At 66.7% G+C, this 24,169-nt stretch carries 19 protein-coding genes and 1 tRNA gene; 9 read left to right on the forward strand and 11 right to left on the reverse strand.

All coding sequences use genetic code 11. The features are described from left to right. Positions 1-5 precede the first annotated feature (5 nt). The 7 genes from prfA to argS form a co-directional block, all read right to left on the reverse strand. Positions 6-1,079 carry a peptide chain release factor 1 gene (prfA, locus tag ACP3TD_RS12860; RefSeq protein ID WP_426763365.1) on the reverse strand — a complete coding sequence of 358 codons (1,074 nt, stop codon included), beginning with the start codon at positions 1,077-1,079 and terminating at the stop codon, positions 6-8. A 279-nt stretch (positions 1,080-1,358) separates the two neighbouring features. Continuing rightward, positions 1,359-3,488 carry a transcription termination factor Rho gene (gene rho / locus ACP3TD_RS12865; protein ID WP_426763367.1) on the reverse strand — a complete coding sequence of 710 codons (2,130 nt, stop codon included), beginning with the start codon at positions 3,486-3,488 and terminating at the stop codon, positions 1,359-1,361. A 292-nt stretch (positions 3,489-3,780) separates the two neighbouring features. Continuing rightward, complete coding sequence (gene thrB / locus ACP3TD_RS12870; protein WP_426763368.1) at positions 3,781-4,755, reverse strand: homoserine kinase; 975 nt, start codon at positions 4,753-4,755, stop codon at positions 3,781-3,783. A gap of 2 nt (positions 4,756-4,757) precedes the next feature. Next, complete coding sequence (thrC, locus tag ACP3TD_RS12875) at positions 4,758-5,864, reverse strand: threonine synthase (protein WP_091721182.1); 1,107 nt, start codon at positions 5,862-5,864, stop codon at positions 4,758-4,760. Continuing rightward, positions 5,865-7,181: a homoserine dehydrogenase gene (locus tag ACP3TD_RS12880; RefSeq protein ID WP_426763369.1), complete on the reverse strand. Its 1,317-nt coding sequence runs from the start codon at positions 7,179-7,181 to the stop codon at positions 5,865-5,867. After that, complete coding sequence (lysA, locus tag ACP3TD_RS12885; protein WP_426763370.1) at positions 7,182-8,672, reverse strand: diaminopimelate decarboxylase; 1,491 nt, start codon at positions 8,670-8,672, stop codon at positions 7,182-7,184. A 5-nt stretch (positions 8,673-8,677) separates the two neighbouring features. After that, positions 8,678-10,342, reverse strand: coding sequence for an arginine--tRNA ligase (gene argS, locus ACP3TD_RS12890; RefSeq protein WP_426763372.1), 1,665 nt, complete (start codon positions 10,340-10,342; stop codon positions 8,678-8,680). A 188-nt stretch (positions 10,343-10,530) separates the two neighbouring features. Between argS and ACP3TD_RS12895 the strand changes: the two genes are divergently transcribed. The 6 genes from ACP3TD_RS12895 to ACP3TD_RS12920 all read left to right on the forward strand — a co-directional run bounded on the left by ACP3TD_RS12895 (position 10,531) and on the right by ACP3TD_RS12920 (position 15,302). Continuing rightward, positions 10,531-11,019: an FMN-binding protein gene (locus tag ACP3TD_RS12895; protein ID WP_426763374.1), complete on the forward strand. Its 489-nt coding sequence runs from the start codon at positions 10,531-10,533 to the stop codon at positions 11,017-11,019. Positions 11,020-11,022: 3 nt separating this feature from the next. Continuing rightward, on the forward strand, positions 11,023-11,895 hold the full coding sequence (locus ACP3TD_RS12900) for an FAD:protein FMN transferase (protein WP_426763375.1): 873 nt from the start codon (positions 11,023-11,025) through the stop codon (positions 11,893-11,895). Next, the gene (locus ACP3TD_RS12905) at positions 11,892-13,436 is read left to right on the forward strand and encodes a ferredoxin--NADP reductase (protein ID WP_426763376.1); all 1,545 of its coding nucleotides are present in this window, start codon (positions 11,892-11,894) and stop codon (positions 13,434-13,436) included. The genes ACP3TD_RS12900 and ACP3TD_RS12905 overlap by 4 nt, the downstream gene beginning before the upstream one ends. A 146-nt stretch (positions 13,437-13,582) precedes the next feature. Then, a tRNA-Arg gene (locus tag ACP3TD_RS12910) sits at positions 13,583-13,655 on the forward strand. A gap of 200 nt (positions 13,656-13,855) precedes the next feature. After that, positions 13,856-14,908, forward strand: a complete 1,053-nt coding sequence (locus tag ACP3TD_RS12915) for a M4 family metallopeptidase (protein WP_426763377.1) — start codon at positions 13,856-13,858, stop codon at positions 14,906-14,908. 61 nt (positions 14,909-14,969) lie between these two features. Beyond that, complete coding sequence (locus ACP3TD_RS12920) at positions 14,970-15,302, forward strand: protealysin inhibitor emfourin (protein WP_426763378.1); 333 nt, start codon at positions 14,970-14,972, stop codon at positions 15,300-15,302. Between the two features lies 1 nt (position 15,303). Here ACP3TD_RS12920 and ACP3TD_RS12925 read toward each other — a convergent pair whose 3' ends face one another. Beyond that, positions 15,304-16,272, reverse strand: a complete 969-nt coding sequence (locus ACP3TD_RS12925) for a GlxA family transcriptional regulator (protein ID WP_426763380.1) — start codon at positions 16,270-16,272, stop codon at positions 15,304-15,306. An 81-nt stretch (positions 16,273-16,353) separates the two neighbouring features. Between ACP3TD_RS12925 and ACP3TD_RS12930 the strand changes: the two genes are divergently transcribed. The 3 genes from ACP3TD_RS12930 to ACP3TD_RS12940 all read left to right on the forward strand — a co-directional run bounded on the left by ACP3TD_RS12930 (position 16,354) and on the right by ACP3TD_RS12940 (position 21,615). Then, positions 16,354-16,521 (forward strand): hypothetical protein, encoded by a 168-nt coding sequence (locus ACP3TD_RS12930; RefSeq protein WP_200937942.1) that lies wholly within the window; start codon positions 16,354-16,356, stop codon positions 16,519-16,521. A gap of 69 nt (positions 16,522-16,590) precedes the next feature. After that, on the forward strand, positions 16,591-20,601 hold the full coding sequence (gene hrpA, locus ACP3TD_RS12935; protein ID WP_426763383.1) for an ATP-dependent RNA helicase HrpA: 4,011 nt from the start codon (positions 16,591-16,593) through the stop codon (positions 20,599-20,601). Between the two features lie 30 nt (positions 20,602-20,631). Then, the gene (locus ACP3TD_RS12940; protein ID WP_426763384.1) at positions 20,632-21,615 is read left to right on the forward strand and encodes a beta-ketoacyl-ACP synthase III; all 984 of its coding nucleotides are present in this window, start codon (positions 20,632-20,634) and stop codon (positions 21,613-21,615) included. A gap of 54 nt (positions 21,616-21,669) precedes the next feature. Here ACP3TD_RS12940 and ACP3TD_RS12945 read toward each other — a convergent pair whose 3' ends face one another. From ACP3TD_RS12945 to ACP3TD_RS12955, 3 genes are read right to left on the reverse strand one after another with little or no spacing between them, the layout of a single operon-like run. Further along, positions 21,670-22,098 carry an HIT family protein gene (locus ACP3TD_RS12945; RefSeq protein ID WP_377202685.1) on the reverse strand — a complete coding sequence of 143 codons (429 nt, stop codon included), beginning with the start codon at positions 22,096-22,098 and terminating at the stop codon, positions 21,670-21,672. Continuing rightward, a complete protein-coding gene (locus ACP3TD_RS12950) occupies positions 22,095-23,252 on the reverse strand; it encodes an NAD(P)-dependent alcohol dehydrogenase (protein WP_426763386.1) in 1,158 nt (385 codons plus the stop codon). Before ACP3TD_RS12950 ends, ACP3TD_RS12945 begins: the two co-directional genes overlap by 4 nt. Beyond that, positions 23,249-24,145, reverse strand: a complete 897-nt coding sequence (locus tag ACP3TD_RS12955) for a sulfurtransferase (protein WP_426763387.1) — start codon at positions 24,143-24,145, stop codon at positions 23,249-23,251. The genes ACP3TD_RS12950 and ACP3TD_RS12955 overlap by 4 nt, the downstream gene beginning before the upstream one ends. Positions 24,146-24,169: the final 24 nt, after the last annotated feature.

A 24,169-nucleotide genomic window follows, 5' to 3' on the forward strand; every position in this document is an offset into this window, starting at 1 on the left:
GCGGACTAGTCGCCGATGGCGTCCAGGCGTGCCTGTTCGTCCATCTCGATGGCAGACTGGATGACCGGTTCCAGGTCTCCATTCATGACCTGGTCCAGGTTGTACGCCTTGTAGCCGGTGCGGTGGTCCGCGATCCGGTTCTCCGGGTAGTTGTACGTGCGGATCCGCTCGGAGCGGTCCATGGTGCGGATCTGGGATTTCCGCTGCTCGGAATTGGCGGCGTCAATCTGCTCCTGCTGGTGGGCAAGGATGCGTGCACGCAACACGCGCATGCCGGCTTCACGGTTCTGCAGCTGCGACTTTTCGTTTTGCATGGCCACCACGATGCCCGTGGGAAGGTGCGTGATGCGGACGGCGGAGTCCGTGGTGTTCACCGACTGGCCGCCCGGGCCTGAGGACCGGTACACGTCGATCTTGAGGTCGTTCTGGTTGATTTCGAGTTCTTCGGGCTCGTCAACTTCGGGCAGGACCAGCACGCCGGCGGCTGAGGTGTGGATGCGGCCCTGGGACTCGGTGACGGGGACGCGCTGGACGCGGTGGACGCCGCCTTCGAACTTGAGCCGTGCGTAGACGCCTTCGGCGGGGTCGTTGGAGCTGCCCTTGACGGCCACCTGGACGTCCTTGTATCCGCCCAGGTCGGACTCCGTGGACGAGATGATTTCGGTCTTCCAGCCGCGGGACTCCGCGTAACGGGTGTACATGCGCAGGAGGTCGCCGGCGAACAGCGCGGCTTCGTCGCCGCCTTCGCCGCCCTTGACCTCGAGGATCACGTTGCGGGCGTCGTCCGGATCGCGTGGGATCAGCAGTCGCCGAAGCTTGGCCGCTGCAGTTTCAAGGGCTGCCTCCAGCTCGGGAACCTCTGCAGCGAACTCGGGATCCTCAGCCGCCATCTCCTTGGCAGCGGAAAGGTCATCCCGGATGCCTTCCCACTTGTGGTACGCCTCAACGATGCCATTAAGCTGAGCCGACCGCCGCCCAAGCTTCCGGGCCAGCCGCTGGTCAGCATAAACAGCAGGATCCCCCAGCTGCGCCTGGATGGAGTCATGCTCATCAAGCAGGCCCTGTACGGACTCAAACATCTATAAACCTCTTTCGACTTGTACAAGTCTAATGACAAACGAAACCTGACCGCGGCGGTGTGCTCGCGTGCATGCACCGGGGGTGACCATGCTGAGGAGGCGTTCGGTTTTGCCGCCCCGGGAGTGGCATCGGGCCTGCCGAAGCTGGGCGGCAAACGATCGAAGATCGTGAAGCCGCCCAGCGAAGGGGCGGGGGCGGCAAAACCGAACGACGAAGGCGGGGGCGGAAAACCCGCGCGGCGAACCACGCGAGGTATCCGCACCCCGCCCCTAACTCAGCTACTTGTCGTTATCCGACTTCGCACCAAGCGTCGTCTTCTGGACCTGCATGAGGAACTCGACGTTGCTCCCGGTTTCCCGGATCTTGTTGGTCAACAGCTCAAGGCTCTGCTGGGTTTCGAGTCCGGAGAGGACGCGGCGCAGCTTCCACATGATCTTGACTTCCTCCGGCGAGAGCAGGTTCTCTTCGCGGCGGGTGCCCGATGCGTTGACGTCCACGGCGGGGAAGATGCGCTTGTCTGCCAGCTGGCGGGACAGGCGCAGTTCCATGTTGCCGGTGCCTTTGAACTCTTCGAAGATGACTTCGTCCATCTTGGAGCCGGTCTCGACGAGCGCCGTTGCCAGGATGGTCAGCGAACCGCCGTTTTCGATGTTGCGGGCTGCACCGAAGAAGCGCTTCGGCGGGTACAGCGCGGCGGAGTCCACACCACCGGACAGGATGCGGCCGGAGGCCGGTGCTGCCAGGTTGTAGGCACGGCCCAGGCGGGTCATGGAGTCCAGGAGGACCACCACGTCCATGCCCATTTCCACGAGGCGCTTGGCGCGTTCGATGGAGAGTTCGGCCACGGTGGTGTGGTCGTCCGCGGGTCGGTCGAAGGTGGAGGCAATGACCTCGCCCTTGACGGTGCGCTGCATGTCCGTGACTTCTTCAGGACGTTCGTCAACGAGCACCATCATGAGGTGGACCTCAGGATTGTTGGTGGTGATTGCATTGGCGATGGACTGCAGGATGAGCGTCTTGCCGGCCTTGGGCGGCGAGACGATCAGGCCGCGCTGGCCCTTGCCGATGGGAGCCACGAGGTCGATGACCCGGGGACCGATCTTCTTGGGGTCCGTTTCGAGGCGCAGGCGCTCGGACGGGTAGAGCGGGACCAGCTTGGCGAATTCGACGCGGTCCTTCAGCTCTTCGGCGGTCTTGCCGTTGACGGATGTGACGCGGACCAGGGCGTTGAACTTCTGGCGGGTGGACTGCTGGTTGCGGTCTTCGCCGTCGCGCGGTGCACGGATGGCGCCGACGACGGCGTCACCCTTGCGCAGGTTGTACTTCTTGACCTGTGCCAGCGAAACGTAAACGTCGTTGGGACCAGGGAGGTAGCCGGAGGTGCGGATGAACGCGTAGTTCTCCAGGACGTCCAGGATGCCGGCGACGGGCAGGAGGACGTCGTCCTCGGTGACCTCGACGTCGTCGACGTCGGGGCCCTGGTTGCGTCCGCGGCGGCGGTCGTTGCGGTCGCGGAAGCGGTCGTTGCGGGAGCTGTTGTCCCGGTCCTGGCCACTGGAGCGGTCGTTGCGGTCGTTGCGGTCGCGCCGGTTGCGGCGGTTCCGGCGGCTGCTGCCGTCGGTGTCATCGCCATCGCGGTTGTCACGCTGGCCGGCGTCCCGGCTGTTGTCACGCTGGCCGGCGTCGCGCTGGCCGCCATCGGCGTCGCGGTTGTCGCGGCCTCCACGGCTGCGGTCGCGGCGGTCATTGCGCTGGCCGGCATCCACGGTTTCGGTGGACTCGGAGCGCTGCTCGGTGGCCTTCTGCTCCGTGTTGCCCTGATCGGCGGCCTTGGCTTCGCCGGCAGGCTGCTCCGCGGGAGTTTCGGCGGGAACCTCCTGGGCGGCTTCGCCACGGCGGCGGTTGCGGGTACGGGGCTGGCGGCGCTCGTGGGCACCTTCGGCGGTTTCCGCAGCGGGAGCGGAGGACGGCGCTGCAGCGGTTTCCGCAACGGGCGCCGCTTCAACTGCAGGAGCAGTTTCGGCGGCCGGGGTCCCAACAACACCATCACTGCCGGCGCGGCGGCTGCGGCCGCGGCGGGTACGGGTACCTTCAGCGGCCGGTGCTTCGGCAGCCTCAGGTGCGGCCGGCGCGGAAACAGCGGGAGCGGCAACAGGAGCGGTGGCCTTTTCAGTTGCCCGGGCCGGTGCCTTGGTGGTGGGAGTGCCGGCACGGTGGGCGGAGATGGCAGCCACCAGGTCCCCCTTGCGCATGCGGGAACCGCCCGAGATTCCAAGCTGGCTGGCCAAGGCCTGCAGCTGGGCGAGCTTCAGGCCTGCAAGGCCGCTGCTCTTGGCGGGTGCTGCCGGTGACTCGGCAACAGAAGATGATAGTTCCACAGCTGGTGACAGCTCAGTGGTTTCGGTCACGAAGGATCCTTCCCCCTCGACGGCGTCCGGACTGGGAGCTGGACGCGATGATTTGATCTGGGCTGCAGTTCAGATCTGCAGCCGCATTTTGCGGCCTTGCCGGTTGGATTTCGGCCAGCAGGGCCGGTACTGATTCACCTTCCGTACCGCCCGTGGCGGAACGGAGGGCTGACGCGTGGGGGGCAGTTGGATGCTGCAAATTCCTGCGACAGACCAAGCAGGTGGCACCGGAATAGATTCGCAGTAGGAGATCAGTTGCCACTGAGTGCAGAAGCAGATCAGATAGGCGGAATTACCGCCGGTGCACGTCCACCTTAGCACCTTCCACGTCCACTGCGAGCTTCAGCACGCGCCAGTTCACTTCCGGCGTGTTGGCTCCTGTAAACGCGGTGATGAAAGCCAGGATGTCGGCCGCTTCCGGCTCCCCGTTGGCCAGTACCAGCACGGTGGGGCCAGCACCGGAAACCACTGCGGCATGGCCCGCCTGCCGCAGCGCACCAATCAGCGCCGCGCTGGGCCGCATGGCCGATGCACGGTAGCTCTGGTGCAGGTAGTCCTCCGTGCCCGCCAGCAGGAATTCGGGATCCCGGGTCAGGGCGTGGACCAGCAGCGCGGCGCGGCCTGAGTTCATAGCGGCCGCATGGTGTCCCACCGAGGCGGGCAGGAGGGCCCGCGCCGCTTCTGTGGACAGTTCGAAGTCCGGGACAGCCACAATGGGAACCACCGTTCCGGCCACCTCGGCGCGGGTGCTGCTGTACTGGTCACTGTCCTGCCATGACAGCGCCATTCCGCCGTAAATCGCTGGTGCGACGTTGTCCGGGTGGCCTTCCATCTCGCTGGTGAGCTGCAGGATCCAGTCCCGGCCGCGCCGGCTTTCCGCTGGAACCATGGCATTCGCGGCGGACACTGCCGCCACCACTGCCGACGCGGAGGAGCCCAGTCCCCTCCCGTGCGGGTTAACGTTCTTAGCCGTCACCTTCAGGCCGCCGTGGCGGAAGCCGAGCCGTTCGAAAGCCGCATCCATTGCCCGGATCACCAAGTGGCTGGCATCCCGCGGCAGGGTATCTGCCCCTTCGCCACTCAGGTCGAAGACAAGTTCGTCCGTGTCAAGGCTCTCCACCGTCAGGGTGTCGTGCAGGGCCAGGGCCATTCCGAGGCTGTCATATCCCGGGCCCAGGTTGGCCGTGGTGGCCGGGACCCGGACCGTGACGCGCTGGCCGGGCTCAATGAGTTGCAGTCCGACGGCGGCCTGCGAGGTGGCGTTCAAGGCTATTTTTCTTCCAGTCCCAGTTCAGCAGCAACAGTGACGACGTCGTTGGAGACCTTGACCGGCTGGACGTCGCTGCCGTCCTCGGTACGCAGTGCCCACTGGGGATCCTTGAGCCCGTGCCCGGTGACAGTGATGACGATGGTCTTCCCGGAAGGAACCTCACCGGCAGCGTGCTTCTTGAGCAGTCCGGCGACACCAGCTGCGGAACCGGGCTCAACGAAGACGCCTTCCTTGGCGGACAGCCAGCGGTGTGCGGCCAGGATTTCGTCGTCTGTCACGGCGTCGATCAGGCCGCCGGACTCGTCGCGGGCGCCCACGGCACCGTCCCAGGAGGCGGGGTTGCCGATCCGGATGGCCGTGGCGATGGTGTCCGGTTCGGTGATGGGGTGGCCGGCTACGAACGGCGCGGCGCCGGCGGCCTGGAAGCCCCACATGGTGGGTGTCTTGGTGGACACTGCGGGAAGCGTGCCTGCGGTTTCGGACTCGAACGGCGCGGAGTACTCCTTGTAGCCCTTCCAGTACGCGGTGATGTTGCCGGCATTGCCCACGGGGAGGACGTGGATGTCCGGGGCGTCGCCGAGGGCGTCAACAACCTCGAACGCTCCGGTCTTCTGGCCCTGGATGCGGGCGGGGTTGACGGAGTTGACCAGGAACACCGGGTAGGACTCCCCCAGTTTCCGGGCGATGTCCAGGCAGTTGTCGAAGTTGCCGTCCACCTGCAGCAGCGTGGCGCCGTGCGCAATGGCCTGGCTCAGCTTGCCCATGGAGATCTTTCCTTCGGGCACCAGGACGGCGCACTTCAGCCCCGCTGCCGTTGCGTAGGCGGCCGCGGAAGCGGAGGTGTTGCCGGTGGAGGCGCACACCACTGCCTTGGCACCGGCCTCGACGGCGGCGGTCATGGCCATGGTCATGCCGCGGTCCTTGAAGGAACCGGTGGGGTTCATGCCCTCAACCTTGAGGTACACCTCGGAGCCGGTGAGCTCGGAGAGCTTCTGTGCGTGCACCAGCGGAGTGCCGCCTTCGCCCAGGGTGATGACCCGGGTGGATGCCGTGACGGGCAGGCGGTCAGCGTATTCGCGGATGACGCCGCGCCATTGGTGAGCCACTTAGACTCCTTCTACCCGCAGAACGGATGTAACTGAATTGATGACGTCCAGGCCCTTCACGGCCTCGACGGTGGCCGCAAGGGCGGCCTCTGACGCGCGGTGGGTGACGATCCTGAGTTCGGCGGATTCCACGTTGGACTCCGCGTCGCGGTGAATGGTCTGCCGCATGGTTTCGATGGAGACACCGTTCCCGGCGAACAGCTGGGCAATCCTGGCCAGGACGCCGGGCTGGTCCGCGACGTCGAGTCCGATGTAGTAGCTGGTGACCGAGGCATCGATCGGCAGGGCCGGGACATGGCCGGTGGTGGTTTCGGTGCGCTGGGGTCCGCCCAGGACCAGGCGCCGTGCAGCGGAGACGAGGTCGCCCAGGACGGCAGACGCCGTCGGCGTGCCACCGGCACCCTGTCCGTAGAACATCAGTTCGCCGGCATTTTCCGCTTCAATGAACACAGCGTTGAAGGCGCCGCGGACAGCAGCCAGCGGGTGCTCACGGGGCAGCAGCGTGGGGTGCACGCGGACGGACACGCCGTCTTTGCCGTCAGCGTCTGCCAACTTCTCGGCGATTGCCAGCAGCTTGATGACGAAGCCGGCGTCCTTGGCCGCGGCGATGTCTGCCGCAGTGACGGAGGTGATGCCTTCGCAGTGGACGTTTTCCAGCGCAAAGCGGGTGTGGAAGGACAGCGTTGCGAGGATGGCGGCCTTCGCAGCGGCGTCATGGCCTTCGACGTCGGCTGTCGGGTCGGCTTCCGCGTAACCGAGGCGCTGCGCTTCGGCGAGGGCGTCGGCGAACTGGGCACCCGTTGAATCCATCTGATCCAGGATGAAGTTGGTGGTGCCGTTGACGATGCCCAGCACCCGGGTGATCCGGTCGCCGGACAGGCTGTCGCGAATGGGCCGCAGGATGGGAATCGCACCGGCCACGGCGGCCTCGAAGGACAGCTGCACACCGGCTTTGTCCGCTGCTTCGTACAGCGTGGGGCCGTCCTGGGCGAGCAGGGCCTTGTTGCCGGTGACCACGCAGGCACCGTTAGTGAGCGCGGAGAGGATCAGCGTGCGGGCCGGTTCGATGCCGCCCATCAGTTCGATGACCAGGTCGGCGTCCTTGACCAGGGTCTCGGCGTCGGTGGTGAACAGTTCCTGCGGCAGTTCGACGTCGCGCTTGGAGTTCACGTTGCGCACGGCGATGCCGCTGAGTTCCAGCCGCGCACCGGTGCGGGCGGCGAGGGCGTCGGCGTCCTCAATGAGGATCCGCGCAACCTGGGCCCCAACGTTGCCACAGCCCAGAAGGGCTACTTTCAGGGTTCGCAATTCCGTCATTCAGGCTCCCATGTCGCGGTTCAGCAGATCTTCTTCGGTTTCCCCGCGGACAATCAGCCGGGCAGATCCGTCACGCACCGCGACAACGCCCGGCCGGGCCAGATAGTTGTAGTTGCTCGAGAGGGCCCAGCAGTAGGCGCCGGTTCCCGGTACAGCAAGCAGATCACCGGCTGCCACGTCCCCGGGCAGATATACATCTCTAACAACTATGTCGCCGCTCTCGCAATGTTTGCCCACCACTCGGGACAGCTGTGGAGCGGCAGTGGAGGTGCGCGAGGCAAGGACGGCCGAATAATCGGCGTCGTACAGCACCGGGCGGGCGTTGTCGCTCATGCCGCCGTCCACTGAAACATAGCGGCGGGGGTACGTAACGTTGTTGTCTGCGTCACCTGCGGCGTTACCAGCCGGAGCGTCGACGCGGACGGTCTTGAGCGTTCCCACTTCGTACAACGTGAAGGTGGTACTGCCAACGATCGCGCGGCCCGGCTCGATGGAGATGCGCGGCGCGTCGATGCCCAGCTCGGCGCAGGTGGAACGCACGACGGCGGCCATCGCCGTCGCGATCTCCGCTGCGGGACGCGGGGTGTCCACCGGCGTGTAGGCAATGCCGTATCCGCCGCCGAGGTCCAGTTCGGGCATGGTGATGGAGTACTTCTCCTGCATGGCCGCGAGGAAGCGCAGCAGCTTCTCGGCGGCCAGGGCAAACCCGTCGGGTTCGAAAATCTGCGACCCGATGTGGCAGTGCAGGCCGAGCAGTTCGATGCCCGGGTGGGCCGATGCTGCGGCCACGGCTTCCTCCGCTGCGGAGAGCCCTGCCTGGTCCGTGGTGTCCGCGGCCATGGAGAGGCCGAACTTCTGGTCCTCGTGGGCGGTGGCGATGAATTCGTGGGTGTGCGCGTGCACGCCCGGAGTGAGCCGGAGCATGACCTTTGCCAACCGGCCACTGTCACGGGCGATGTCCCCTACCCTGACCAGCTCGTCCAGGCTGTCCACCACGATGCGGCCCAGGCCCATGTCCAGGGCCCGGGCGATCTCGGCGTCGGACTTGTTGTTGCCGTGCAGCGCAACCCGCTCCCCTGCGATGCCGGCGCGGGCGGCCACGGCGAGCTCACCGCCGGATGCGGTGTCCAGGCGGAGCCCTTCCTCTTCCACCCACTTCACCACGGCGGTGCACAGGAAGGACTTACCGGCGTAGTACACGTCCACGCCGCCGCAGATATCGGCGAAGGCGGCGTCGAAGGAGTCCTTGAAGGCGCGGGCACGGGCACGGAAATCGGCCTCGTCCATGACGAAGAGGGGCGTGCCGAACTGCCCTTTGAGCTCCTGCACGTCAACTCCGCCGACAGTGAGGGCGCCGGAACTGTTCCGGTCCACGCTGCCGGCCCACATGGGTTCGTGCAGCGCATTCAGGTCGGCCGGGACCTGCAGCCATTCGGGGGCCAACGGGGACGCCGCGTGGCCGGCGTGCACAGTGCTTCCAGTGGTTGTCATGGCACTCACATCCGTTCCGGGGCGGAGACGCCCAGCAGGTCGAGTCCGTTGGCGAGGACCTGGCTGGTGGCGTCGTTGAGCCACAGCCGCGTGCGGTTGGTATCGGTGACGGCGTCGTCTCCCATGGGGGCAATCCGGCAGGCGTCATACCAGCGGTGGTAGGCACCGGCGATGGTTTCAAGATGCCGTGCCACGCGGTGCGGTTCACGCAGTTCCGCGGCCTTGGCCACCACCGACGGGTAGCTGCCAAGGAAGGAGAGCAGCTCGTTCTCGGTGGCGTGGTCCAGCAGCGAGGCATCGAAGCTGTCCGCGCCGTCCACCTGGCGTTCCACGCCGGCTGCCACCGCGTTGCGCGCGGCACCGCGGGAACGGGCGTGGGCGTACTGCACGTAGAACACGGGGTTTTCATTGCTGTTTTTCTTCAGCAGCTCCGGGTCCAGCGTGAGCGGGGAATCCGCCGGGAAGCGGGCCAGTGAGTAGCGGACCGCGTCCTTGCCCAGCCAGTCGATGAGGTCCTTGAGCTCGATGATGTTGCCCGCGCGCTTGGAGAGCTTGGCCCCGTTGACAGAAACGAGCTGGCCGATCAGCACCTCGATGTTGACCTCGGGATCGTCCCCGGCGGCGGCAGCGATGGCCTTGAGGCGGTGGATGTAGCCGTGGTGGTCGGCGCCCAGCAGGTAGATCTTCTCCGTGTAGCCGCGGTCCTTCTTGGAAAGGTAGTAGGCGGCGTCGGCGGCGAAGTAGGTGGGCTCGCCGTTGGCGCGGATCATGACGCGGTCCTTGTCGTCGCCAAAGTCCGTGGTGCGCAGCCAGACCGCACCGCCATCGTCGAACACGTGGCCCTGCTCGCGCAGGCGTGCCACGGCACTTTCGATGGCACCGGCGTCGTGCAACTCCTGCTCGGAGAAGAAGACGTCAAACTCGACGCCGAAGTCCGCGAGTGTGGCCTTGATGTCCTTCATCTGGGCTTCGTAGGCGGCAGCACGGATGACCGGCAAAGCGGCGACCTCGGTGAGTTCGCGGATGTCCGGGTGCGCCGTGAGGACCTCATGGCCAAGGTCCGCGATGTACTGGCCCGGGTAGCCGCCGTCGGGGACGGGCAGGCCGTGCAGGCGGGAGTACACGGAGTTGGCGAACGTGTTCATCTGCGAGCCGGCATCGTTGATGTAGTACTCCGCGGTGACGTCGGCGCCCGAGGCGCGCAGCACCCGGGCAATGGCGTCGCCGAGGGCGGCCCACCGCGTGTGGCCGATGTGCAGCGGCCCGGTGGGGTTGGCGGAGACGAACTCCATGTTGACGGTGTGGCCTGCGAGCGCGGTGTTTGTGCCGTACTGTGTGCCGGCCTCGACGATGGCCTTGGCCAGGGCACCGGCGGCAGCAGCGTCAACGGTGATGTTCAGGAACCCCGGCCCGGCGATGTCCACGGCGGAGACGCCGCTGATTGTCTTCAGCCGCGCGCTGAGGATGGTGGCGAATTCGCGGGGATTCGTGCCGGCCTGCTTCGCGAGCTGCAGCGCGATGTTGGTGGCCCAGTCGCCGTGGTCCCGGTTCTTGGGTCGCTCCACGCGCACGTCCTCGGGGACGGCTGATTCTGCCAGGGCAATTTCGCCGGCGGCGACGGCGTCCTTCAGGCATGCGGATATGGCGAGGGAGAGTTCTTCGGGAGTCACCCTTCTAGGGTACCGGGGGCCAGTCACAGCAAAGAATTCCGGGCATTTGCTTCGTCGTGATTCCGCGCAGGGCGCCTCCAAGGAAATCCCAGAGAATGCACAGGGTTGAACCAATATGGTGGTTTCAGCGTTGACAAGGTCGTAACGTCCGCCGATACCTGTGATCACCCTACGAAACGAGAGCCTTCATGAGACCCTCAGCACTGAACCGACCAGTACGCAAGAGCATCTATGTTGGAATCGCCGGGCTGTCCCTCGTGGGCACAGTGGCCGGGTGCGCCCCCTCGGCGGCCGAAAGCAACCCCGTCTCGACCGCAGGCGGCGCCTCTGCTGCGTCAACCACACCTTCCGCGGGGGAATCCGCACTGGCCAGCAGTGGTTCGAGCTACAAGGACGGCACCTACAGCGCTGACGGCACGTACGTCTCGCCCAACGGAAACGAAACGGTGGGCGTGCAGCTGACCCTGGCGTCGGGAAAAGTGACTGACGTCCAGATCACCCAGCACCCGTCCAATCCCAACACCCGCAAGTTCCAGGGCGAGTTTGCCGGCGGCATCGCCGCCCAGGTGGTGGGCAAGAACATCGAGGACCTCAACGTGTCCAAGGTGGCCGGTTCATCCCTGACCAGCGGAGGCTTCAACCAGGCCGTGGAGCAGATCAAGTCGGAGGCGCAGTAGGCGGTGCCGCACGCGGACTGGGCTGCTTTTTCGTTCGAGGGAATCGGGACGGGCTGGGAGGTTTCCACGCCGCACGTCCTTGGGCCGTCCGCACAGCAGGACCTGCTGGCCCTGGTGGAGAATTTCGACGCCGCCTGGTCCCGTTTCCGCGCCGACTCGCTGGTCAGTGCCATGGCCCGGGAACCCGGCAGCTACAGCTTTCCCGCAGAAGCCGCCGGGCTCGGGGAACTGTACAGGTCGCTGTACGGGCTGACCGGTGGCGCCATGACGCCGCTGGTGGGCGCAAGCCTCGAGCGCCTGGGCTACGACGCCTCCTATACGCTCCGGCCGTCGGGTGACCCGCTGCCGGCCCCGCGCTGGGAGGACGTCCTGGACTGGAACGGGACGTCGATCAGCACCAGCGCCCCGGTGGTGCTGGACATCGGGGCAGCAGGCAAGGGCCTGCTGGTTGATGTGCTGGCATCTGCCCTTCAGGTACACGGCATGGAGGCCTTCATGGTGGACGCCAGCGGGGACCTGCTGGCCCGCGGCCCCGGTACCGTCCCGGTGGGGCTCGAACATCCGTATAACCCGGCCCAGGCCATCGGCGTGGTGGAACTGGGCGGCAGGGCACTGTGCGCTTCCGCCGCCAACCGCCGGGCCTGGGGGGACGGACTGCACCATGTCCTTGACGCGACCACCGGGCAACCGGTGCGCACCACCGTCGCAACCTGGGCGCTGGCGGACACCGCCGCCGTGGCCGACGCCCTCGCCACCGCCCTCTTTTTCGTCCCCGGCACCGTGCTCGAGGAGTCATTCGACGTTTCCTGGCTGACGGTTTTTTCCGACGGCAGCGCCGCCTATTCCGCAGAATTCGAAGGGACACTGTTCACATGAGCACCGTTGAGACGCCGCCCGCCGGCCCGGCACCCACCATTGCCGGGCGCCTGGACACCGTGCTTGGCCGCTTCACGATGTACCGGCTGATCCTGCTGGTCCTGGCGGGCCTGGTGGCGTACAGCCTGGTGCTGGACGTGCTGGGATGGCTGGCGTTCGGCATTCCGGAGATGCTGGCCCACCTGGCCCTGTGCCTCGTGCTGACCTATGCCTCGAACCGCGGGCTGGCGGCGTTGTTCAGGGTACGCCCGCACTCAGAGTCCTCCCTCATCACCGGCCTGCTGCTCTACTTCCTGTTCTGGCCTTCGTTCCAGGCCATGGACGTTGCCGGTGTGGCATTGGCCTGTGTCCTTGCCTCCGCATCGAAATACGCACTGGCGTGGCGGGGCAGGCACGTCTTCAACCCTGCAGCCCTCGGTGCCTTCGTGACTGGCCTGACCGGGCTCAATATCGCCACCTGGTGGGCGGCCACGCCGGCCATGCTGTGGCTGTTGGTTCCCGGCGTCCTGCTGGTCCTGTACCGCACCCGGAAGCTCCTGATGGCCTCGGTGTTCACGGTGGTCTCAACGTCGATCATCACACTGGAACTGCTCCGGGCCGGTATGGGCATGGGGATGGGTGTCTGGCAGGCACTGGCGCAGCGTCCTGTGCTGTTCTTTGTGGGCTTCATGCTGTCGGAACCCCTGACGCTGCCGCCGCGCCGCTGGCAGCAGCTGTCACTGGCTGCGGTGGTGGGCGTGCTGTTCGCCGTCCCGTACAACTTCGGCTTCATCGCCAATTCGCCGGAGGCCGCCCTTCTGGTCGGCAATCTTGCGGCCTTCCTGCTGGGCCAGCGCGGCGGCGTAAAGCTCCGCTTTGCCTCCAGCCGGCCACTCACGCCCAGCACCACCGAGTTCTCCTTCACGCCCTCGCATCCCGTACGGTTCCTCCCCGGCCAGTACATGGAACTGGACCTGCCGCACGCAAAAACCGACGGCAAGGGCAGGCGGCGCGTGTTCAGCCTTGCCGGTTCGCCAAGGGATCGCCTCGTGAAATTCGGCGTCCGTACTGCCGAACCCCTTTCTGCGGCCAAAAAGGTCCTGCTGGGGCTGCAGCCCGGTGATGAGCTCACGGCCACGTCCGTGGGCGGCGACTTTATCCTGTCCCGGGATCCTAACCGTCCGGTGCTCCTGGTCGCGGCGGGAATCGGCATCACGCCGTTCCTCTCGCACGTTGCCTCCGGCGCACTCGAGGAACGCGACGCGGTACTGGTCCTGCTGGCCAGGAGCGCAGACGACGTCGCCTATGCGGACGAGCTTCGGGCTTCGGGTGTCCGGGTCCTGGTCCGCACCGCCGACGGGTCAGAACCGCCGTCAGGCCTCGACCCTGCGCCGGCCGGCACGTCAAGGCTCGACGCAGAGGGGCTGAAGGCCCTCGTCCCGGACGTCGCGGGCCGCGACGTCTACGTGTCCGGCTCGCCCGCCAGCGTGGCGTCCCTGCGCCGCGCCGCGCGTCAGGCCGGGGCACGGCGCGTGCACGCCGACTCTTTCTCGGGTTACTGATGGGCGTGGCCAAGGGTGCTCGGGCGGGCCGTTGCGGCGGTGCCGGGGATTGTCCCGGGCCTTGAACCCGCGCCGATTTTCCTTTGCGGGGCACCTTCCTGCTAAGCTCTAGGACGTCCCGCCAGCAACGGCAGGAACCCCGGATTGCCCTCGTAGCTCAGGGGATAGAGCGTCTGCCTCCGGAGCAGAAGGTCGTAGGTTCGAATCCTATCGAGGGCACAGTGAAAAACCCCGCCGTCCAGTACGGCGGGGTTTTTTTGTGTAACCCGGCGCACACCAAGCCCGCCCTGCCATGCGTGTGCATTGCCGCGGCCGCTGACTGCTGACTGCTGTACGGCGGAAACGTGTCTGCAGTGTGGCTGCCGCCAAATGTCGGCGCCCCCTCCTAACCTGAAGTCACCTACTTGAGGGGGTACGCCATGCACGTTCCGTTCTGCACCATCGTTCCGCCGTACCTGTTGCGGCGTCTTGCCCGGCAGGACGCACCGGAATACTCCGCGGCAGCCAGGGCTGCCAAGGAAGCCCTGGTCCATGTGAAGAGTGTCCAGGCCGCCCGGATAACCGCCCGGCCGGAGGCCACTGCCGGGATGCTGGCTGCCAAACCGGGCCCGGCAATCAGGACCATTTATGACGCCCACGGCGCCGAATCCCTCCCCGGAAAACTGGTGCGGAAGGAAGGCGAACCACAGACCGGAGACGCCGCTGCCGATGAAGCCTATGACGGCCTGGGCCATACCCACCGCCTCTATGCGGACGTCTTTGGCCGGGACTCCATTGACGGTCGAGGACTCCCGATGGACGCCACCGTGCATTTCGGCGAGCTGTACGACAATGCTTTCTGGGATGGCAAGCAGATGGTCTTTGGTGACGGCGACGGTGCCGTCTTCCAACGGTTCACCGCCTCACTGAGCGTCATCGGCCACGAACTGGCGCACGGGGTCACGCAGTTTTCCGCCGGCCTGGCATACCGCAACCAGGCCGGCGCCCTGAACGAGTCAATGTCGGATGTCTTCGGCGCACTGGTGGAGCAGTACGTGAAAGGCCAATCCGCGGCGGACGCCAGCTGGCTCATCGGCGAGGGACTCTTCACTCAGGGCGTACAGGGGCGTGCACTGCGCTCCATGAAGGCCCCGGGAACGGCGTACGACGACGATGTGCTCGGCAAGGATCCCCAGCCTGATTCCATGGACGGCTACGTCCGGACCAGCGCTGACAACGGCGGCGTCCATATCAACTCGGGCATCCCCAACAGGGCGTTCTACCTGCTGGCGCAGGCCCTGGGCGGAAACGCCTGGGACGCGCCGGGACGCATCTGGTACGAAACCCTGACCGGGGGCGCACTTCCCACCACGGCCACCTTCACCGTCTTTGCCCGCGCCACGCTCGCCGCGGCGGGGGAACTTTTCGGGTCGGACAGCAAGGAGCATGACGCCGTCCGGCAGGCGTGGGAAACTGTGAAGGTCAAGCTTTAACAGATGCCTGGCTGCCGGATTCCAGGGCGCCAGGCTGAGCGGAAGCCCCAGGAACCAGGCCATGAAGATCAGTGTGGAGCGCACAGGCGGAATCGCGGCGATCACCAGGGTGTGGACCGTGGATGCCCGGTCCGAGACCGCCATCAGCCAGTGGCAGCCGATCGTTGAGGCGTGCCCCTGGGACGCCGTCCCGCGGACCGCGGTGGCGGCGGCCAGGGAGTCCGCCGACGCCCAGCCAGATCGGTTTATCTATTCCATCCGTGCCGGCGGGCGCCGCGCCGCACTGCCGGAGCGGGCAGTCACAGGCCCGTGGCGCATCCTCGTGGAGAGTGCCCGGGCCGCAGCGGAGCAGGACCAGGCGACAGCGGACGACGACGGGACGTCCGGCCCGTGAGCTAGCCCGCCTCGGCCAGTTGCCCCCGGAACGCCCGGCGATAGGACTGCGGGCTGGTATCCAGCACTTTTGCGAAATGGTGCCGCAGCAGCACCGGGTGGCCGAAGCCTGATTCCCGGGCCACTTCATCGATATTCAGGTCCGTGGACTCGAGCAGTTCCTGCGCCCTCAGTACCCTTTGGGAATTGAGCCACGCGGCGGGCGTGGCCCCGGTTTCCGACCGGAACTTACGTGCGAACGTGCGCGCTGACATATGCACCCGGGCCGCCAGTTCATTGACCGAGTGCTCACGGTCCAGGTTCTGCACCATCCAGCGAAGCAGTGCCTCCATGGGCGCCGAGCCGCAGGTAGGCATTGGGCGGTCGATGAACTGGGCCTGGCCGCCGTCACGGTGCGGCGGAACCACCATGTCCCTTGCAATGGCGGAGGCAACCTGCGCACCGAGCTCCACCCGCACCAGGTGCAGGCAGGCGTCAATGCCTGCGGCGGTTCCGGCCGAGGAGATGATGTTGCCGTCTTGCACATACAGGACGTTTTCATCGACCCGGGCGGCCGGATAGGACGCGGCCAGCTGGTCCGAGTAATGCCAGTGCGTGGTGCAGCGGCGGCCGTCCAGCAGCCCGGCCCGGGCCAGGGCGAAAGCGCCGGAACAGATGGACATGACCCAGGCTCCCCTGGCGTCCGCGGCTCGCAGGGCATCCAGGAGAGGTTCCGGCAGGTCCTGGTCGCGTCCGAACGGGGCCATGATCACCAGGTCCGCGTCCTTTGTCGCTTCAAGGCCGAGTTTGACGTTCATGGACAGGCCGGATTTCAGCGGTATCTCCCCCGGCGACGGCGTGCACACCCGGAATTCGAAAGCGGGAACCCCGCTCCCCCGGTCCGAGCGGTCGATTCCGAACACCTCGCAGGCGGTGCCGAATTCGAACATCGAGAAGTTGGGAACCACGATCACTGCCACGGTTTTCAGCATGTCTTCAGTGTGGCAGAAATTTTCCCTTTTTGGGCATTTCTGCCACTGTTACCTGCCGGTCCACTGGAGAAGCATGGAGACATGGAAATCTTCGCAGCCATCCTCGTCATCGTCCTCCTCCTCGTCGCCGCCGCCACCGTGGCGGCACTCCTCAGCGACGGCCGGGGGCACACGCCTCCCGTCGCTTCGCACCAGGACTGGTCCGCGCTGGACCTGCCCAGTACCAACTACACCCTCCGCATCTTCTAGCAACCAGCAACAGCCGCAGGCAGTCGAACCACAGGGAGCCGGCCCCGCCGCAGTAGACTGTCTGCAGCCATGACTTTTCACATTTCCTATCCCGCCGAGCTGCCGGTCTCCGAGCGCCGCGAGGACCTGATGGCAGCCATTGCGGCCAACCAGGTGACCATCATTGCCGGCGAGACCGGTTCCGGAAAGACCACCCAGATCCCCAAGATGTGCCTGGAACTGGGTCTGGGCGAGAACGGGCTGATCGGCCACACCCAGCCGCGCCGGCTCGCCGCCCGCACCGTCGCCGAACGTATCGCCGAGGAACTGGGCGTGGAGATCGGCCAGGAGGTGGGGTTCCAGGTCCGCTTCACCGGCGAAGTCAGCAAGGCCACCAAGGTCAAGCTGATGACGGACGGCATCCTGCTGGCCGAGATCCAGCGCGACAAGCTGCTCCGCAAGTACAACGCCATCATTATTGATGAGGCCCATGAGCGCAGCCTCAACATCGACTTCATCCTCGGCTACCTGAAGCGGATCCTCCCCCAGCGGCCGGACCTGAAACTCATTATCACCTCGGCCACCATCGATCCCGAGCGCTTCGCCAACCACTTCGGCACACCGGAAACGCCGGCCCCCATCATCGAGGTCTCCGGCCGTACCTTCCCGGTGGAAATCCGTTACCGCCCCCTCTCCCAGCCCAGGGAAGAAGACGATGACGCCTCGGACGACGAGCTAGAAGAGGACCGCGACCCCATGGACGCCGTCTGCGACGCCGTGGACGAACTCGCGGTGGAAGCCCCTGGCGACATCCTCGTGTTCTTCTCCGGCGAGCGCGAGATCCGTGACGCCGCCGAAGCACTCCAGGCGCGCATCCAGGGGAACCGCCGGCTGGCAGGCACCGAAGTGCTTCCGCTCTTCGCCCGCCTGAGCCTGCAGGAACAGCACAAGGTGTTCCACCCGGGCAGCAAGCGCCGGATCGTGCTGGCTACCAACGTGGCCGAAACCTCGCTGACGGTCCCCGGCATCAAGTACGTCATCGATACCGGCACGGCCCGCATCTCGCGGTACTCGCACCGCACCAAGGTCCAGCGGCTGCCCATTGAACGGGTTTCCCAGGCCTCAGCCAACCAGCGGTCAGGGCGCTGCGGCCGCGTCTCGGACGGCATCGCCATCCGGCTGTACTCGGAAGAGGACTTCGAATCCCGCCCCCAGTTCACCGATCCTGAGATCCTGCGAACCAACTTGGCAGCCGTCATCCTGCAGATGACCGCCATGGGCGTGGCACGCGGCCCCAAGGACGTGGAGGAATTCCCCTTCGTCGAACCGCCGGAAACCCGGGCCATCAACGACGGCGTCACCCTCCTTCGCGAGCTCGGCGCGCTGGCTCCCCCGCGGTCCCAAGGCAAGGTCGGGCAGGCGGAAGCAGGCACCCGTGGCGGACCCCAGGGCGGCGGCCTCACCGCCGTCGGGCAAAAACTTGCCCAGCTGCCCGTGGACCCCCGCCTGGGCCGCATGATCGTGGAGGCCGGCAAACGCAACTGCGTGCGGGAAGTCATGATCCTCGCCGCTGCGCTCACCATCCAGGACCCGCGCGAGCGCCCAACGGACAAGCAGCAGCTGGCGGCGGAGAAGCACAACCGGTTCAAGGACGAAAACTCAGACTTCACCGGTTACCTGAACCTCTGGAACTATCTGCAGGAAAAGCAGCAGGAACTCTCGTCGTCGGCGTTCCGCCGCCTGTGCCGGGCGGAGTTCATTAACTATCTCCGGGTCCGGGAGTGGCAGGACCTGTTCACCCAGCTGCGCCAGCTGGCCCGCCCGCTGGGAATCAGCCTGGACAACAAGCGGCTCACGGATCCGGTGGGGAACCACGAGGGTGTCCACATCAGCCTGCTGTCCGGGCTGCTGAGCCACATCGGCATCCTGGATGAACGCAAGCGCGAATATGCCGGTGCCCGGGGCAGCCGGTTTGCCATCTTCCCTGGCTCTGCATTGTTCAAGAAGTCACCTACCTTCGTCATGGCTGCCGAGCTGGTGGAAACCAGCCGGCTGTGGGCCAGGGTGGCCGCGAAGTTCGATCCCGTCTGGGCTGAGCAGGTGGCACCGGACCTGGTGAAGCGCAGCTACAGCGAGCCGCACTGGTCAACGCGCCAGGGCGCAGTAATGGCCTACGAGAAGGTGACTCTCTACGGAGTCCCCATCATCGCCCAGCGGCGGATCAACTATGGCCGGGTGGACCCGGTGGTGGCGAGGGAGCTGTTCATCAGGCACGCCCTGGTGGAGGGCGACTGGCGCACCCAGCACAAGTTCTTCCACCGCAACCGTGCCCTCCTGCACGAGGTGGAGGAGCTTGAAGCCCGGATGCGGCGCCGTGACCTGATGGTCGACGACGACACGCTCTTCGACTTTTACGACGCCCGGGTTGGCGCCGATGTGGTCTCGGAACGCCACTTCGACAAGTGGTGGAAGGATGCCCGCAGGGACAATCCCGACCTGCTGGACTTCGACAAATCACTCCTGCTCAGTGACGATGCCGAAGACCTCGACGAGGCCGCGTACCCGAAAACCTGGCTGCATAAGGGCTTCGAGCTTCCGCTGACCTACGAGTTCCACCCGGTGGCCCCCGGGTCTCCCCCGAACCCCTCCGACGGCGTGACGGCGGAAGTTCCGGTGCTGTTCCTCAACCAGCTCGATGACGCCCCGTTCCGTTGGCTGATCCCCGGACAGCGCGTGGAACTGGTCACGGCCCTGATCAAGTCGCTGCCAAAACAGGTGCGGAAGAACTTTGTCCCGGCCCCCGACGTTGCACGCCAGGCCGTGGTGCTGCTTGAGGCCGACTTCGATCCCGCCACGGACGGGCTGGAACCGTCACTGGAGCTGGCCCTGCGCCGCCTCCGCGGAGCGGTCATTCCCCCCGGCTCGTGGAACTGGGACGCCGTGCCGCCGCACCTGCGCGTGAGCTTCACGGTGGTGGACAGCAAAGGCAAGGCCCTCGGCGAAGGCAAGGACCTTGCAGCGCTCCAGGAGAGCCTGGCCCCGGCTACCCGGCGCGCCATTGCCGAGTCCCTCGGAGCCACACCCGCCACAACGACCCGCGCGAAGGCCCAAGGCAAGGGCAAAGGGGCGTCCGGAGCCGCTCCAGCGGGAACAACGCGCGACGGCGGAGCGGCGCCGGGCGGGCAGCCCGCCACCACCAACGCCGGCGGCAGCCAGGCCGCTGCCGGATTCGTGGAGCGCGACGGCCTGACGGAGTGGAGCTTCGGCACCGTAGAGCGCAAGGTCAGCAACATGGTCAAGGGCCATACGGTGACCGGGTACCCGGCACTGGTGGACCAGGGCACGTCCGTGTCGCTGCAGGTCTTCCAGACCCCGGATGAGCAGCTGGACGCCATGCGGGGCGGTGTCATCCGCCTGCTGGCGTTGCGCGTCCCGGCACCGGACCGCTACGTCCTCGAACACCTGAGCAACACCGAAAAGCTCACCTTCAGCCAAAATCCGCACGGCTCAGTGTCAGCCCTGATTGCCGACTGTGCACTGGCGGCCATCGATAAGCTCACCCCGGCCGAGCTGCCGTGGGACAGGAACGCCTTCGACCGGCTCTATGAGGTGGTCCGTGCAGAGCTGATCGACACCGTGTTCAGCGTGACTGCTGTGGTGGAGCGCATCCTCGCCAGCACCCGCCGGATCGAAAAGCAGCTTAAGGGCACCACCAGCCTGGCCCTGATCAGCGCCCTGAACGACATCAAAAGCCAGCTGGAGCAGCTGGTCTACCCCGGTTTTGTGGCACGCACGGGCTACGCGCAGCTCAGCCAGCTGCCCCGGTACCTCACGGCCATCGAGAAGCGGCTGGAACGCCTGCCGGGCAACGTCCAGCGCGATGCCCTCAACATGGCCGTGGTCCAACGCCTCGAAGACGACTACGACGATGCCGTCTCGGCGCTGCTCCCGGGGCGGCGCGCAGGGCGTGAGTTAACCCAGGTGCGCTGGATGCTCGAAGAACTCCGGGTGAGCCTCTTCGCCGTCGAACTTGGAACCGCCTACTCCGTGTCGGAGAAGCGCATCCGCACCGTACTCAACAAGGCACTGGCCCCTGCCTAGCGGGCAACTTACCCCACGAGAGGAAACCCCATGGAGATTTCGCTTGCCCACGGGTCTGCCGGCACCGAGATAGCCGGCCTTGGCCACGCACAGCCGCTGCGCGTCATGGACAACCATGAACTCGAAGGCATGATGGACACCAACGACGAATGGATCCGCCAGCGTACCGGCATCATCACCAGGCGCATCGCCGCGGAGGGCGAAACCGTGGTGGACCTCGCCATTCCCGCCGCACGGATGGCGCTGGAAGACTCAGGCGTGGCGGCCGCTGACATCGACCTCGTCGTCGTGGCCACCACCACTGCAGCCGAGCGCTCACCCAACACGGCCGGACGTGTGTCAGCAGCCCTCGGGCTGGGACGGGACGGCCGGGGACCCGCCATCATGGACGTCAACACGGCCTGTTCGGGATTCGAGTACGCCTTGGGCATCGCCGACCAGTCCATCCGCATGGGAACCGCCTCGCACGCAATCGTCGTGGGGGCCGAAACCCTCTCAGCGGTGACTGACTGGACGGACCGTGCGACGGCGGTGCTCACCGCCGACGGTGCGGGCGCCGCCGTCGTGCGCCCCTCCGCCACCCCGCGGATCGGCCCGGTGGTGTGGGGTTCCGAGATCGGCATGGTCGACGCCGTCAAGATCTCCCCGCCCTCGGGACGATTCGCCCAGAACGGCCGCGAAGTGTTGCGTTGGGCCCTCACCAAGGCACCGGAGCGCGCCCGCGAGACCGTTGCCCGCGCGGGCCTGACGCTGGACGACATCCAGGTGCTGGCCGCGCACCAGGCCAACCTGCGCATCATCGAGCCCCTGGCCGAGGCCCTGGGCATGACGGATCGCGTTGTCATCACCGATGTCACCGAGTCGGGGAACACGTCTGCTGCCAGCGTGCCGCTCGGCTTGAGCAAGTGGTGGCACTCCGGCAAAGTCCCGGCGGACGTCCCGGCATTGCTCTTCGGGTTCGGCGGAGGCTTCACCTACGCCGGCATGGTGGCAATGACGCCCCGCCGCGCGTAACGGACCCCACCGGGCTGCTGATTGCCGGCACATGGCGCCGGCAATCGGCAGTGCCTAGTCGGCCGGGACAAACTCACCGTACCCGGCGGCCCGGAGCCCCTCGCGAAGTTTGGCGGCATTGGCGTCGAGCACGGCAGGGTCCGGGTTCTGGTCCGCGGATCCGAAGTCGAAGTCAGCCATCGTCCGGGACGGCCACACGTGGACGTGCAGGTGGTTGATCTCGTACCCGGCCACGATCAGTCCCGCCCGGCTCGCGCCGAAGATATCCACCTGGACTGCGCCGATCCGCCGTGCCACCTCCATGACTTTCGCCAGCGTCTCGGGCGATGCATCGGTCCAACGGTCCACTTCCTCGGTGGGAACAACCAGGGTGTGGCCGTCGGCCAGTGGACCGGTGGTGAGGAAAGCGCCGACACCGTCCTCACGCCACACAAACCGGCCGGGAATCTCGCCGTTCAGGATCTTGGTGAAAAGCGTGCTCATGCGTCTGCCTCCTTGGCGGGTGACTGAAGGGTTCCGGCGTCCAGCACGAAACGGTATTTGACGTCGCCGGCAACCATCCGGTCGTAAGCCTCATCAAGCTGGTGCGCACCGACCACTTCGATGTCGGCCAGCACCCCGTGTTCCGCGCAGAAGTCCAGCATCTCCTGCGTTTCTGCGATACCGCCGATCAGCGAGCCGGCATAGGCCACCCGGCGGCGGATGAGGGTCCGCGGATTGACCGGAGGCATCTCCCCGGACGGGAGGCCGAGCTGGAACAGGGCGCCGTCCACGCGGAGGGTGCGGAACAGGCCGTTCAGGTCGTGCGGCGCCGCCACAGTGTCGATGATGACGTCGATGGTCCGGTTGGCGCCCGCCATGGCGTCCGCGTCACGGGACAGGACCACCTCGTCAGCTCCCAGCTCCAGCGCGGCAGCCACCTTGGATTCCGAGGTGGTAAAAACGACCACCCGTGCACCCATGGCTTTGGCCAGCTTGACTGCCATGTGCCCGAGTCCGCCCAGGCCCACCACGCCCACCACGTCGCCTTCTTCGACATCGAAGTGCCGCAGCGGGGAGTAAGTTGTCACACCGGCGCAGAGCAGCGGGGCGGCGGCGGCCGGGTCCAGGGCGTCCGGGATGCGGAGGACGTACCGGCGGTCCACCACGATTGAGGAGGAGTAGCCGCCCTGGGTCATGGCGTCACCGTTCCTCCGGTCCGTGGCGCCGTAGGTTCCGGTCATGCCGTTTTCGCAGTACTGTTCCAGGCCGTCGAGGCAGCTTTCGCATTCCCGGCAGGAATCCACGATGCAGCCGACACCCACGCGGTCACCCACGGCGAAGTCCGTGACGCCGGCACCGACGCGGCTGACCCGTCCCACAATCTCGTGGCCGGGGATCAGCGGGTAGGTTTGGCCGCCCCACTCACCCCGGGCGGCGTGGACGTCTGAGTGGCAGAGGCCGCAGAATTCAATGGCGATTTCGACGTCGTCCGTCTTGGGGGCGCGGCGGGCGACAGTCAGCGGGACCAGTCCGCTGTCCGGGGACACGGCTCCGCGGGCTGCCGCCAGCAGGCCATCGGCACCGCTGGCGGGGAGGTCGGCGGCAGGTTCGATGGGTTTGGCAAGGGGCGGGGGAACGGGGCGTCCTGGGGTCATAGTGCGACGCTACCCTTGCCTGCGGCGACGTTTCCAGCCGGCTCCCGGTCGGTGCTTCCGGGTTCGGGGCCTGTGGCCACCGGCAGGTCCGGATGGTTGGACCACTCGGAGAACGAGCCCGGGTACAGCGCCGCCGTAAATCCCGCGGCAGCCAGCGCGGCCACCTGGTGCGCGGCAGTCACGCCGGAACCGCAGTACACGGCCACGGGTGTCTCTTCCCGGACGCCCAGCGCCTCGAACCTGCTCCTCAGCACGTCCGCCGGCAGGAATGTGCCGGTCCCGTCGACATTCTCCGACGTCGGCGCACTGACGGCCCCGGGGATGTGCCCGGCACGCGGGTCCACCGGCTCAACCTCGCCGCGGTACCGCTCCCCTGCCCGCGCATCGAGCAGGAGCCCGCTGTCCGCCCAGGAGGCGGCAGCAGCGGCGTCGACCACGGGCATGGCTCCGTCGCCCAAGGTGACGTTGCCCGGGACCGGCTGGACCGGGCCCGTTGCAACACCCAGGCCGGCGGCACGCCAGGCGGCCAGGCCGCCGTCGAGCAGGTACGCCTCAGGCAACCCGGCGTTCCTCAGCATCCACCACGCCCTGGCGGCAGCCATGTTTCCGGTGTCGTCGTAGGCCACCACCACGTCGCCGTCGCTGATTCCCCAGCGGCGGGCCGCCGCCTGGAAGTCGGCCGGTGCGGGCAAGGGGTGCCTCCCCCGCGTGGGCTCTGCGTGGGCAGCGAGTTCCGTCGCGAGGTCCACGAACACGGCGCCAGGCAGATGGCCTGCGAGATAGTGGTCCCTGCCGTGCGGATCTCCCAGCGCCCAGCGCACGTCCAGCAGTACGGTGCGCCGGCCTTCCGCGAGGAGCTCCATTAGCCGGGCCACGTCCATCAGGGGATTCATCGTTCTCCTTGGGTGGTTACCAGT

Source organism: Pseudarthrobacter sp. 1G09 (assembly GCF_050038305.1).
GTDB classification, from domain to species: domain Bacteria; phylum Actinomycetota; class Actinomycetes; order Actinomycetales; family Micrococcaceae; genus Arthrobacter; species Arthrobacter equi.

Coding starts and splice junctions, on each gene's coding strand:
- prfA (WP_426763365.1), bottom strand. CDS start 1,079: ATGTTTGAGTCCGTACAGGGCCTGCTTGATGAGCATGACTCCATCCAG.
- ACP3TD_RS12880 (WP_426763369.1), bottom strand. CDS start 7,181: ATGACGGAATTGCGAACCCTGAAAGTAGCCCTTCTGGGCTGTGGCAAC.
- lysA (WP_426763370.1), bottom strand. CDS start 8,672: ATGACAACCACTGGAAGCACTGTGCACGCCGGCCACGCGGCGTCCCCG.
- ACP3TD_RS12895 (WP_426763374.1), top strand. CDS start 10,531: ATGAGACCCTCAGCACTGAACCGACCAGTACGCAAGAGCATCTATGTT.
- ACP3TD_RS12905 (WP_426763376.1), top strand. CDS start 11,892: ATGAGCACCGTTGAGACGCCGCCCGCCGGCCCGGCACCCACCATTGCC.
- ACP3TD_RS12915 (WP_426763377.1), top strand. CDS start 13,856: ATGCACGTTCCGTTCTGCACCATCGTTCCGCCGTACCTGTTGCGGCGT.
- ACP3TD_RS12920 (WP_426763378.1), top strand. CDS start 14,970: ATGAAGATCAGTGTGGAGCGCACAGGCGGAATCGCGGCGATCACCAGG.
- ACP3TD_RS12925 (WP_426763380.1), bottom strand. CDS start 16,272: ATGCTGAAAACCGTGGCAGTGATCGTGGTTCCCAACTTCTCGATGTTC.
- ACP3TD_RS12930 (WP_200937942.1), top strand. CDS start 16,354: ATGGAAATCTTCGCAGCCATCCTCGTCATCGTCCTCCTCCTCGTCGCC.
- hrpA (WP_426763383.1), top strand. CDS start 16,591: ATGACTTTTCACATTTCCTATCCCGCCGAGCTGCCGGTCTCCGAGCGC.
- ACP3TD_RS12940 (WP_426763384.1), top strand. CDS start 20,632: ATGGAGATTTCGCTTGCCCACGGGTCTGCCGGCACCGAGATAGCCGGC.
- ACP3TD_RS12945 (WP_377202685.1), bottom strand. CDS start 22,098: ATGAGCACGCTTTTCACCAAGATCCTGAACGGCGAGATTCCCGGCCGG.
- ACP3TD_RS12950 (WP_426763386.1), bottom strand. CDS start 23,252: ATGACCCCAGGACGCCCCGTTCCCCCGCCCCTTGCCAAACCCATCGAA.
- ACP3TD_RS12955 (WP_426763387.1), bottom strand. CDS start 24,145: ATGAATCCCCTGATGGACGTGGCCCGGCTAATGGAGCTCCTCGCGGAA.